This is a genomic window from Novipirellula sp. (genome assembly GCF_041583735.1).
In the GTDB taxonomy this organism is placed as follows: domain Bacteria; phylum Planctomycetota; class Planctomycetia; order Pirellulales; family Pirellulaceae; genus Novipirellula.
In genome coordinates this window covers 1-12,151 of the sequence record NZ_JBFHFD010000233.1, presented here as the reverse complement: position 1 = coordinate 12,151, position 12,151 = coordinate 1, and the positions used below count along the sequence as shown (strand labels likewise).

The 12,151-nt window shown below is 55.9% G+C and carries 9 protein-coding genes; 6 read left to right on the top strand and 3 right to left on the bottom strand.

Going from position 1 to position 12,151, the window contains the following annotated elements:
- On the top strand, positions 1-601 hold a 601-nt coding region (locus ABX962_RS17730; protein ID WP_372721373.1), incomplete at its 5' end, for a protein kinase.
- Between the two features lie 60 nt (positions 602-661).
- On the opposite strand, the gene ABX962_RS17725 is transcribed toward ABX962_RS17730, so the two are convergent.
- Both ABX962_RS17725 and ABX962_RS17720 read right to left on the bottom strand, forming a co-directional pair.
- Positions 662-844, bottom strand: a complete 183-nt coding sequence (locus tag ABX962_RS17725; RefSeq protein ID WP_372721372.1) for a hypothetical protein — start codon at positions 842-844, stop codon at positions 662-664.
- Between the two features lie 113 nt (positions 845-957).
- Positions 958-2,175 carry a DUF1559 domain-containing protein gene (locus tag ABX962_RS17720; protein WP_372721371.1) on the bottom strand — a complete coding sequence of 406 codons (1,218 nt, stop codon included), beginning with the start codon at positions 2,173-2,175 and terminating at the stop codon, positions 958-960.
- A gap of 552 nt (positions 2,176-2,727) precedes the next feature.
- On the opposite strand from ABX962_RS17720, the gene ABX962_RS17715 reads away from it, so the two are divergent.
- From ABX962_RS17715 to ABX962_RS17700, 4 genes are all read left to right on the top strand, one after another.
- Complete coding sequence (locus tag ABX962_RS17715) at positions 2,728-2,913, top strand: hypothetical protein (protein WP_372721370.1); 186 nt, start codon at positions 2,728-2,730, stop codon at positions 2,911-2,913.
- A 369-nt stretch (positions 2,914-3,282) separates the two neighbouring features.
- Positions 3,283-3,903 carry a TetR/AcrR family transcriptional regulator gene (locus ABX962_RS17710; protein WP_372721369.1) on the top strand — a complete coding sequence of 207 codons (621 nt, stop codon included), beginning with the start codon at positions 3,283-3,285 and terminating at the stop codon, positions 3,901-3,903.
- The gene (locus tag ABX962_RS17705) at positions 3,900-5,072 is read left to right on the top strand and encodes an efflux RND transporter periplasmic adaptor subunit (RefSeq protein ID WP_372721368.1); all 1,173 of its coding nucleotides are present in this window, start codon (positions 3,900-3,902) and stop codon (positions 5,070-5,072) included. The genes ABX962_RS17710 and ABX962_RS17705 overlap by 4 nt, the downstream gene beginning before the upstream one ends.
- Positions 5,069-8,215 carry an efflux RND transporter permease subunit gene (locus ABX962_RS17700; protein ID WP_372721367.1) on the top strand — a complete coding sequence of 1,049 codons (3,147 nt, stop codon included), beginning with the start codon at positions 5,069-5,071 and terminating at the stop codon, positions 8,213-8,215. Before ABX962_RS17705 ends, ABX962_RS17700 begins: the two co-directional genes overlap by 4 nt.
- 136 nt (positions 8,216-8,351) lie before the next feature.
- On the opposite strand, the gene ABX962_RS17695 is transcribed toward ABX962_RS17700, so the two are convergent.
- Entirely contained in the window at positions 8,352-9,797 is a 1,446-nt protein-coding gene (locus ABX962_RS17695; protein WP_372721366.1) for a sulfatase-like hydrolase/transferase, read from the bottom strand.
- Positions 9,798-10,067: 270 nt separating this feature from the next.
- Between ABX962_RS17695 and ABX962_RS17690 the strand changes: the two genes are divergently transcribed.
- The gene (locus ABX962_RS17690) at positions 10,068-11,531 is read left to right on the top strand and encodes a sulfatase (protein WP_372721365.1); all 1,464 of its coding nucleotides are present in this window, start codon (positions 10,068-10,070) and stop codon (positions 11,529-11,531) included.
- Positions 11,532-12,151 lie beyond the last annotated feature (620 nt).

Sequence of the window (12,151 nt, the reverse complement as noted above, 5' to 3'; positions counted from 1 at the left end):
TAAACCCGCCAACGTGATGCTGAACCGACGCGGTTGCGAGCCCGATGTGGTCAAAGTGCTCGATTTTGGTCTGGTCAAAGCGATGGAACCGCAAACGCCGGGTGCGATGCTCGGCGGCGGTACGCTTACCGGAACGCCGCTTTACATGTCGCCCGAAGCGATCCAGGCCCCGATGTCGGTCGATGCTCGCACCGATATCTACGCCGTCGGCGCCGTGGCCTACTTTTTGTTGACCGGAGAACCGGTGTTTGCTGCGGACGGCTTGACCGAACTGTGCCAAAAGCACATTGACGAAGCTCCCGTGGCTCCATCAAAACGCGGCAACACGAAGGTGTCTAGCGATCTGGAAGATGCGATTTTAAGTTGTCTCGAAAAATCGCGAGCCAAGCGGCCTCAGACCGCACGCGATCTCGCTCAATTGCTGCTGCGGTGTAACGAGGCAAAACGCTGGACAATCGAAGATGGCGATCGCTGGTGGGGACGCCACGAACGAGGCTCCGGCGTCAGCAGTCGCAGCGACGTCTCCACAAACGCTTCCGCTGCCGTCGAAGCCACGTTAGATCTAACCCAACTGCCTACCGAACGTGACGACCCATCATAAGACGTCGCTGCTTTGGTAACCCCAGGCGAATCCTGAGGACTCGCCGCCGCGCATTTGTTGTCAATCTTCTTCTTCCGTCATTTCTTCGTCTGATACCTCCGTGGTGGCCGCCGCAAGCGCCGCTTCATAGTCGGCGATTGCTTGCGCATCGGCACCATCGGTGACGGTTTGATTGGACGCGTCGTCGCATCCACAGAGAATCGAGCCGAAGAAGAGCAACACGGCAACAGAGAGAATTTTCATTGGATGGGTCTCGCAGGGATGAGGGCGCAAAAACGGGTGATAAGCACTGCCGCATCGCCTTTGGGAGAGTTTCATGGTCTTACCCAAAGGCGAAAAAACGGGGAGCCGGTCGACTAGAACTCACTATCAATCGTTTCTCGGCTAGCACGTGTGCCCAACGCCCCCCACAGCCCGTAGGGACTCTTGGCGCCAGGGTTGTAGGCCTGGTTGATTGAACGTGCAGTGGAATCGCCGGCTTCGATTGAATCGGTGACAAATTTGACGGCCCCGTCCCCCATCAAAACATGACATCCCCCTTGATGATGGCTCGACATGGTAGCGATGAGTGTCGTGCCCAAGGTGTTGAAAGGCCCACAGATCTCACGATTCGGAGGAAGGATCGTCATACAGCCACTGAACAACGGCCCTTGGTCTGCCCAGCGGTAGCCGCGACCAAAGGCGGCACGCGAAACCATTTTGTAGGTGGGATTCCAAAAACGGGGACGCTCGGGGTCAATCAGTGGTAGACATCGCGACGGATTGTTGCGGATGTTACCCAGCGAAATGCCAGGAGCACTCGTGTTGGCACCATTTTCGGTCACTTGGGTGCGATTGCTATTGTCACCCAGGTCGGTCATGATTTCGCCCATCGCGATCGTGTTGGACAAGCCGTCCAAGCAGTCTCGGAACGAAGTGGGCTGCAGCGGTTTAAAGAAACCTCGGTGGGAAGCCCTGGCCATCCTGCTCCGCGCCGCGGTGATCTTACTGCGGTTGTTGTTGTAGGGGCCGTAGTAGACCTGCCACGACGAATCACCGACACAGGCGGTATAGTTGGTGCGTCCTAACGCGGGAAGCCCGAAGCCCGGGTCGCTAGGGCAGCGAAACGCTTTCACCTCCGTTGCCCAGGGGATGTACTGGATCTGGTCGGGCGTCGGCCCCATCGCCGGCCAAGGCGCTGTCGGAGTTCCCACCGCAGCCGAGGTGTTGCCATCGGTTCGGGACGCATTCGGATTCGAAATTTGCTCCCACAATGCCTGCTGCTCGATGAACGGCAATGCCGGCACCAACATGCTTAACCGTATGCGGTTTCCCTGCGTGCTGGTGCGGAACCAGCCACTCGGGGGGTCAGGCTGGGTTCCGGTGCCTTGCGTTGGGATTTGTTTGTACGCGGAATGGTAATTGTGAATGGCCAGACCAAGTTGTTTGAAATTGTTGCTGCAACTCATTCGTCGGGCGGCTTCCCGCGCTGCTTGGACGGCCGGAAGGAGGAGTCCAACGAGAACGCCGATGATTGCGATCACCACCAATAGCTCCACCAAGGTGAAACCCTGTTTGCTTCTTTTCCAATACATAACATGCCCTGTAGATAAGTAGATGAGTAGAAAAATAGATGAGGTGCAAAGGATGTAATCGGCGCAATGGCACCGAAAGTCGCTTTGACGGGCGTTAATGGCCCTTCTAGTAACTCTAGGGGCCCCTAGATGGTGTTGTAAAGGGTTTACACGTGGAATACTGGCAAATCGTTCGAAATTGCGGGTTTCCGCGTATCTTGGCGGCGACCCAGTCTCGCTATTCTGCCTGGATTGCCAAAAGGGTGCCCGCACCTTTTTTCGTGAAGTTCGGCATGCGGATGAGAAATTAACTTTACAAGGGCGAGGTGAGAGTTGTCTTGCCACGAAACACAGTGAAGAGGTCGCTTAACTCGCGTTGTTTGCGCATGCCCCTTGCCTAACGCTCCTTTGCCCAATACACCTTTCCAGAAATTTCATCAACTTCATTGATCAATGGGGTCGGCTCTATCGAGCATTTGCGTAAACACTCTTAACTTTGGAAGATGACTCAATGAAGAAGCCCTTGTCTCGCTCGGGTTTAATGCTCGTCGAATTGTTGGGAGCATTATCCAAATGAGAAAAACCGTCCTAGCCATCGTCCTTTTGTCGGTTGGCTTTGTCGCGTTCCCCGGATGCGGGTCGAGAGAGGGCAGCGGTGTCGTTGCACAGCCCCACAAGACGGCAGAGCAGTTGCAAGCAGAGCAGGAAGCTTATGCAAAGCAAATGGATGCCGACGCCAAGTCCGACTCCCTGCGGTAAAGTCCGATTTTTCCGAGCACGCGATCGAGTCGCGTGCTCGGGACTGCGGTCCGTTTGCACTCACCCGTCCGCTGACAAAAATCCTTCGTCTTGCACTCTGCAAATAACCACCACGCGAACGCATCGTCTGCCCTGCTTGTCGGACGGGATCGATGCAGCGGTCGGCCTCCATTCAGCAGCAAAATTTAATTGCTGGGGCCGTAGACGGCGGAGCGACATGGGGGATATTCCGGTGAACCTGATCGGCACTTCCCCTGTCCTCTGGGCAACTTGCACTTGGAAGCTGTTCAGTTGGCTTCTTATCGCTGGTGCCTTGTCCCCCCGCAAAACCCGCTTGTGTACCGACCGACCGGTCGGTACGATTGGCGAATGGCGACGACGAAAGCTCCTGAAACGACTGACCGAATTCTCGATTCGGTGATGCAACTAATCCTGCACGGTGGATTGCCTGCGGTGACTCTCTCGGCGGTTTGTCGCAAAGCGGGACTCAGCAAAGGAGGGTTGATGCATCACTTTCCCAGCAAAGAAGCGTTGGTCGACGCGTTCCTGCAACAATCCGTTCGTGATTACTTGGACTTAGTCCAACAGGCCGCGGGCCAGCATCCAGCTGGCGCTGGAAAGCGGGCTAAAGCGATTTTGGATCTGTTCTTGGGGGAACCTAGCGATTCCGAACCCGACGCGAACAACGATTGTGCTGCGGTAATGGTGGCATTGATCCAGGGAGACGGTAGCAAATCGCTGGTCGATGAGGTTTATCAAACCCTATTCCATTTAATACGCAACGACGGGTTGTCTCGCGAGCTCGCGGATTTGATTGTCGTTGCACTTGATGGCGTCTGGTTACAATCGATGATCGCGGCGAACGAAACCATCGTTCCACGAACGAAACGAATCCGCAAAAAGTTAAATCAGTTAATTTCGAGCGAAGTTGCCATGAAGGCGAAACGCAAACTAAGTAAGCCCAATCCGAGTCGAAACGGACAAACATGAATCAAGTGCCATCAAAACGTTCTCGTAGCCGTTGGCTGCGAACGGCGATCGGATCGGTTGTCGTCGTCGCCGGTGTCCTCGGGCTGCTGGCGGGCATCGCCTATGCCAAAGACCGCCAAATCAAAGCGTCGATGTCGGCACCGCCGCCGCCGGAAATGCCGGTCGCGGTAACCGTCGTGGCTGCCAAATCGAGCACGTTTCGCCAGACGTCGGTGGTTATCGGCAACCTGTTGGCGCCCGAGTCGATTACGTTGCGAAATGAATTGGCGGGAGCGGTCACGAACGTTCTGATGGAACCGGGCGGTGAAGTCGAAAAGGACGCGGTGCTGATTCAATTGGATGACCGCAGCGAACAGGCTCAATTGAAAAGTGCGGAAGCGTCACGCAAGTTGGCTGATTCCGCGTTACAGCGATCTCGCCGCTTGAATCGCGCCAACGCCAACAGCGAATCGGAACTGGATGTCGCGGAAGCGGAGTTGACACGAGCCGAAGCGATGATTGACGAATTGCGGGTTCGTATCGACAAGAAAACGCTTCGTGCGCCCTTCAAGGCGCGTGTCGGGTTGTTTGATCTGCATCTTGGCGAATACTTGGTCGCAGGTACCGAGATCACCACTCTCGAAGGGATCGCGGACTATTTGAAAGTCGACTTCGCGATGCCATCGCACGTGGCGGACGCAGTGACGATTGGCGATCAAGTTCAACTGAGGGTCGGAACGATGGGATTGCCGTTGACGGCAACGATTGTCGCGTTGGACGCGTCGGCGAACGCGATCTCGCGTTCGGTGACCGCGCGGGCTCGATTGGAAAATCCGCCTGCGATTTTGCAACCCAACGATTCAGTGCAAGTGACGGTTCCCTACGGTCCTGCGATCACGGCGAGATTGATCCCTGCAACGGCGGTCCGTCGCGGCCCCAGCGGGACGTTGGTGTATGTGGTATTCGAACAAGACGGCCAGCTGCGAGCTGAGTCGCGTGACGTGGTCGTCGCGGGCAGCGAAGATCCCAACGTTCGCATCATCTCGGGTGTTGAAGATGGGGAAAGGGTGGTCGCCGATGGATCGTTCAAAGTTTACGACGGTGCCTTGTTGGCCGATGTGACAGCGGTTACGAAAACCGCCTTGGTCCGAGCTGCGGATGCACTAGGCGACGCGGGGACAACAAAGTGAAAGCGATCACCGACCTATTCATTCGGCATCCAGTGCTTGCGATTGTCGTTAACTTGATCTTGGTGCTGGTCGGCGTGCGATGCGCAACGTCGTTGCCGATCCAGCAATTTCCTAAACTGGAAAGTACCTCGATCACAGTCACGACCGTTTATTTTGGCGCCAGTGCTGAAACGGTTCGCGGATTTTTGACAACGCCGATCGAGCGTGCGGTTTCATCCGTAGCGGGCATCGACTATGTCGAGTCCAGCAGTATCGCGGGGATCAGTACTGTCACGGTGCGGTTGAACTTGAATCACGATTCGACCAAAGCGTTGGCCGAGGTCAATGCACGATTGCAGCAAGTGCGAAGCGAGCTGCCTGCCGAAGCGGAACCGCCGACGATCGAATTGGTTCGCGCCGACCGTCCGTATGCATCGTTTTACTTGAGCTTCACGTCGGATCGATTCAATTTACCTGCACTGACTGATTATCTGACTCGCAATGTCCAGCCGCGGTTGTCGATTGTGCCTGGGGTACAGAAGGTAGGGATCGAAGCGGGGCAGACGCCCGCGATGCGAATTTGGATCTCACCCGAGCGTTTGAGCGAATTGAACTTGACGCCCGGCGATGTTTATTCGGCGCTGCAGCGTAACAACTTTCTGGCGGCGATCGGGCAAGTCAAAAGCGACACCGTCCAGATCGACCTGCTGACGAACACCGATTTGCGGAGCGTCGAAGAATTTGGAGATTTGATCGTTTGGCAGTCCCCTGCCTCGGCCAACGGACCGGGCACGATCATCCGGTTATCGGACATCGCTCGTGTGGAACTCGGCAGCGAAGAGCCTACCGCGACCGCAATGTACCGCGGTCGTGAAGCGATCTACGTCAGCGTGTGGCCGTTGCCCGGCAGCAACGAGATCGAAGTGGCCACGCGATTGCACGAGGCGATGGCGGAATTGGAACCGGAACTTCCGGCCCACGTCGATATGCAACTCGCCTATGACGGCACCAAGTTCATGCGGCGATCGCTGTCGGAAATTTCCAAAACGCTGACCGAAACGATCGTGATTGTTGGTTTTGTTGTATTCCTGTTTATGGGGTCGGTCCGCTCGGCGTTGGTGCCGTTGGTGGCGATGCCGGTGTCGTTGGTCGGCGCCGCGATCGTGATGTACCTGCTCGGTTTTTCGCTCAACCTACTGACGCTGCTTGCGATCGTGTTAGCGGTTGGTTTGGTCGTGGATGATGCGATTGTGGTTGTCGAAAATGTGCAGCGGCATCTGCAAGACGGCCACGGCAAAATTCAGGCGGCGCTCGTCGGAGCGCGTGAATTGGTCGGTCCCATTTTGGCGATGACCATCACGCTTGCGACGGTCTATGCACCGATTGGTTTCCAGGGAGGATTGACGGGGATGCTGTTCCGTGAATTCGCCTTCACGTTGGCGGCGGCCGTGGTGGTTTCGGGCGTCGTCGCGGTCACGTTGTCACCGATCATGAGCGCGTATTTGTTACCGGCCGATGGCCGCGAAGGCGCTATGACTCGGCTGGTCAATCGCATTTTTGCTGCGGTGCGTCGCCGCTATGCGAGCGTCTTGTCGATGGTGCTTGAGCTGCGCTGGTCCATTGCGTTGGCCACGTTGCTTGCCGCCGCGGCCGCGTTTCCGCTGTACCTATTTTCGGCCAAAGAATTGGCGCCGGTCGAAGACGAAGGGGCGATCGCGGTGATGTTGGCCGCCGCTCCCGATTCGACACTACGCTCTACGACGCGATGGGCGGGCCAATTAGCGACCGGCTTTCAGGCAATCGAAGAATCGGAATACATGTGGGCCGTTGTGACCGCCGGCGGCGGTTTTGGTGGCGTGATCACCAAGGATTGGGACGAACGCACCCGCAGCACGCAAGAGATCCTGCCGCAAGTGTTCGGCATCGCGTCGCAAAACCCGGGTTTAGAAGCGTTCCCGGTGCTCGTGCCACCCCTTCCCGGAGCGGGTAACTATGACGTCGAGTTGGTGCTCAAGAGCGATCTGCCGGTCGAGCGTCAGCGTGAATTGGCCGAAGAGATCGTGCGTCGCGGACGCGAGGCGAATCTGTTTATGTTCGTGGATACCGATTTGAAAGTCGATTTGCCTCAGGCACGAGTGGTCGTTGACCGCGAACGTTTGGCCGATCTAGGGCTCGACCAAGCTGCGGTCGGACGCGAGCTCGGAGTGCTGTTGGGGGGCGGTTACGTCAATCGATTCAATTATTTCAATCGATCGTATCGCGTCATCCCGCAGCTCGAAGCCGCGGATCGACAATCGACCGGTTCGCTCATGGACTTGAAGATCCGAAGCCCTTCGGGGCAATTGATTCCGGTGTCGACGTTTGCATCCGTCCAGCCGGAAACGGCACCGCGAACGTTGAATCGATTTCAGCAGCAAAGTGCGGTAAAAATCTTTGCCGCCGTGTTCCCTGGGGTCACCAAAGAACAGGGGCTTTCGACGTTGGAGGCGATTGCCAGTGATGTTGTCGGTTCCTCGGCGACGCTGGATTACTCAGGCGAATCACGGCAAATCCGCCGCGAAGGCGCGTCGTTGGCCGTCACCTTGGGCTTTGCACTGGTGCTGATTTATTTGGTGCTGGCCGCCCAATTTAAATCGTTTCGCGACCCATTAATTGTGCTATTCGGATCGGTGCCGTTGGCGATGACCGGCGTGTTAACGCTGACCTGTTTGGATTTGACCACGATCAATATCTATTCGCAGGTGGGGCTGATCACGTTGGTGGGATTGGTGGCCAAGAACGGAATCTTGATCGTCGAGTTCGCAAATTCGCTTCAGGAAACGGGGGTGGCAAAGCGGTCCGCAATCCTCGAGGCGGCGCAAACACGATTACGACCGGTGTTGATGACATCGGCGGCAACGATGCTTGGTCATTTGCCCTTGGTGTTTGTCACCGGCGCAGGGGCACAGGCACGTAACAGCATCGGTATCGTGTTGGTCGCAGGAATGGCGATCGGTACCATCTTTACGCTGTTTGTCGTTCCGGCACTATACATGCTGCTTGCCGCCCAACATCGTCATGATGATCAGGATCAACTGCACACGGTTGAGCCGGTCTCATTGCGTGAAGGATTCTCGAAGGATCTGTCGGACGAAAAGAAGCAACCCACGCCGAATCTTGCCTAGCAACGCTGTTTCCATTAACGGAAGTCATCCAATCTTTCGATCAAGCTTTATCGGGCAGCGGCATGAAGCATTTACGACCATTCCATTTCCGCACATACGCAATTTGGCCACGCTCGCCAGAGCGTCGTTGGTTGCTTCAATAGTCACGGAACGGCCCCCGCGGGGCGGCGGATTCCATCTCGCTCACCCAGTTTGCATAACGTTGCTTCAGCATCGCCAGAATCTGGGGATGAGACTGCGACAGGTCGTTTTTTTCACCGATATCGTTGTCCAAATCGAACAAGCCTCCGCTCTTTCCCATTTTCACCCACTTCCATTTACCCACGCGAGCTCCGACGAGATCTCGTCGTTTCCAAAACATCTCCTCGCGTGGTGACGCGACTTCGCCGCGGAGGGTGGGCCACCAATCAAAGCCATCCACGACAACATCGTCCGGTAGCTCAGCACCTGTAGCCGCCGCGAGACTCGGCAGCAATTCCAAGCTGGACAAAAAGGCATCGTTAACTTCTCCGGCCTTCACGCCTCCGGCGGGCCAACGCACGATACAGGGAACGCGAATGCCTCCTTCCCACGTTTGTGCTTTGTGGCCTCGCAGGGGAGCGTTGTCGGCTCCGCCACTGCCGCCGTTATCGGAAAAGAAGATGACGATGGTGTTATCGAGAATCTGTTTCTGTTCCAAGGCATCGAGCATCTTTCCGATGGCATCGTCCATGCAAGTCACTGCGGCGCGGTAGTCGCGACGTCGCGCTTCGGGCGTTGTCACGGCCGCCGGGGCTCCGTAGCGATATTTTGGCGAGATTCTTGTTTCGGGATCGACCGGCGGGTACATCTTCTTGTACTTCTGCGGCGCCTGGACTGACGAACGAATCTCGGGCTCCAAGGCTGAAGAATTGTGCGGCGCGTTGAACGGGACGTACAGAAAGAACGGATCGGTCGTCGCATGCTCGTCAATAAACCGCAACGCCTCACGTTGGAATAAATAGGTACAGTAGGTCCCCTTGTCCGCCGTCGTGGGCGACAGATTGCGGACCATACTCGGAACCCCGTATCGCTCGTGCGTGTAGTAGTCGATCCCGGTATTGGTGAACCCATAAAAATCGTCGAAGCCACGCGAGGTGGGCAGATATCGCTTCAGCGTTCCGAGATCCCATTTCCCGAAAATGCCGCTTTTGTAGCCCGCCGATTTCAACACCGACGGAATCATCACCTCATGCTCATCCATCCCGCCGACCCGCTCGAAGGTCACTGCGTACTGTTCGGCTGAGTAACGGAGACCGTAGTCGGGAGCCTCGTTGCGAATCATGTCATAGACACCGTTTCGCTGCGGATAGCGACCGGTCAATAGACTTGCGCGTGACGGCGTGCAAGCGGGCCACGCCACATAAAAATGGGTCAACCGCGTGCCTTCGCTTGCCAATCGATCCAGCGCCGGGGTCAAGATGCCGTTTCCGAGTATCCCCAGGTCGTTGTAACCTTGGTCATCCGAAACAATCAGCAAAATGTTGGGGCGTTCGGCGGACTGTAGCGGAGACGTCAACGCAATCAGTACGAATGTGAACCACAAGGTCACGTGTCGGTTCAAGGGTTTTTCCATGGTTTCAAGTTCGGAGCGAAATTCGAAGGGATTGAACTTAAGGGGGGACTGCGTCCAGATCAAGTTTCAAACGCTGCTGTGACGCCGTTTGCTTCGTTATAGTAGCTTCAATGCAATAGGGGACGAACGTTCGCATTGCCGCGCACAGCGAGTATTATAAACCGCAACTCGCGGTGAAGATCCTCGGCGGAAGACCGCTAACATAGATGTCCGATGGCGTGGATGTGTCCACACCCAAACTCGAACCGTTGCAGAAATATGAATCTACGCGCTCTCGTTGTTTGCTGTTTCGTGGTCCACACGACCATTTGCCTCGCCGAAATTCGCAACGTGGTGTTCATCCTCAGTGATGACCACCGTTACGATTTTATGGGATTCATGGACGAGGCTCCCGATTTTTTGGAGACTCCGAATCTGGACCGGATGGCAGCCGGAGGCGTCCACGTTCGCAACGCTTTCGTCACCACGTCACTTTGCTCGCCCAGTCGTGCGTCGATTTTGACCGGCCGTTACATGCACGCACACCGCGTCGTTGACAACCAGCGTCCGGTGCCACCGGGAACACGGTTCTTTCCCGCGTACTTACAAGACGCGGGAGTGAAAACTGCGTTTGTGGGCAAGTGGCATATGGGACACGACAGCGACGAGCGTCGACCTGGCTTCGACCACTGGGTTAGTTTCAAAGGCCAGGGTGAATACTTTGATCCCGAATTAAACATCAATGGCGACCGGCGTCAGTTCAAAGGTTACAACGCCGACATCTTGACCGATCAAGCGATCGAGTGGATCGATGCTCAAGCAAGCGACGAGCAATCAAAACCATTCTTTTTGTATTTGTCCTACAAGGCGGTGCATTATCCGTTCAAGCCGGCTCCGCGGCATCGGGGCCGATACGCGGAAAGCAAAATCAAATATCCCGAAACGATGGCGAACAGCGAAGAGAATTATCAAACACAGTCTCGCTGGATTCGCGATCGTCGCTACAGCATTCACGGAATCGACCATATGGAAACGGGGGCGTTTGATAACGATCCGGTTCCCTCGTTTGACGCACTGTATCGCGACTATTGCGAGACGGTGCATAGTGTGGATGAGAACATTGGCCGAGTGCTCGATCAACTGAAAGCCGCGGGACAACTCGATTCGACGCTCGTGTTGTACATGGGCGACAATGGATTCGCGTTGGGCGAACACGGATTTTACGACAAACGTGATGCGTTTGAAGAGTCGATTCGCGTTCCGATGCTTGCGTATGCTCCCACCAATCTGCCCGCTGGGAAAACAATCGATCCAATGATTCAAAACATCGACGTGGCGTCGACGGTGTTGGATGCGATGAAGGTAGCGGTTCCAGAGGACGCCAAGGTGGACGGCAAGTCATTTTTGCCGTTGTTGCGAGGCGATAGCGTCACTTGGCGAGACCACATTTTGTACGAGTACCACTGGGAATGGAATTTCCCAGCGACCCCCACGCTGTTTGCTATTCGGGATGAACGGTTCAAGTACGTTTACTACCACGGTGTCTGGGATCAAAACGGGTTTTATGATTTGCAAACCGATCCTCATGAGCGTCACAACCTGATCGACGTGCCTAGCTATCGCGAGCAGATCGAGCGAATGAGTCGTCAAATGTTCGACGAATTGTCAGCGATGGGAGGATTAAACGTCCCCGTCCGTCCCCCGCAAGGCGAGCGGCTAGGATCCCGCAAACTCCCCCGCTAACCCCGCTCCGCAGCAGAGCTCGCCAAGAATTTCCTCACAACTCCCGTGGTGAATCTTGCTAAATAACCCGCCCCACGGCGTCTTTTCATTCACTCCTCAACACCACACTGTGATTTCTTAATCTCGTCCGAGCAATCAATTCTCGATCGCCAAATAAGAGAACTGGTCGCTCGGACAATTTGAACAAGAACAGGCCGAGGCGACCGAGTTACAAGTCACGCATTCTCCATCCTGCCACCTCTCCCGAGCGCAGCACGGGAGAGGTCGGACGGGCCCTCAAGGCCTCGTCCGGGTGAGGGCCTGTCACCAGCTCACTCGTACCGCGAATCAATTCCGCGTCTGCTCTGTCTAGCCCCAACCTCTCGTAGTGGATCTTGCTAAAGATCCCGCCCCCACAAAATTCTTAATCTCAATCATACTCTTAATCCTAATCTCGTCCGAGCAACCAATTCTCGATCGCCAAATAAGAGAACTGGTCGCTCGGACAATTTGAACAGGAGCAAACCGAGGGAACAGAGTTACAAGTCACGTATTCTCCATCCTGCCACCTCTCCCGAGCGCAGCACGGGAGAGGTCGGACGGGCCCTCAAGGCCTTGTCCGGGTGAGGGCCTGTCACCAG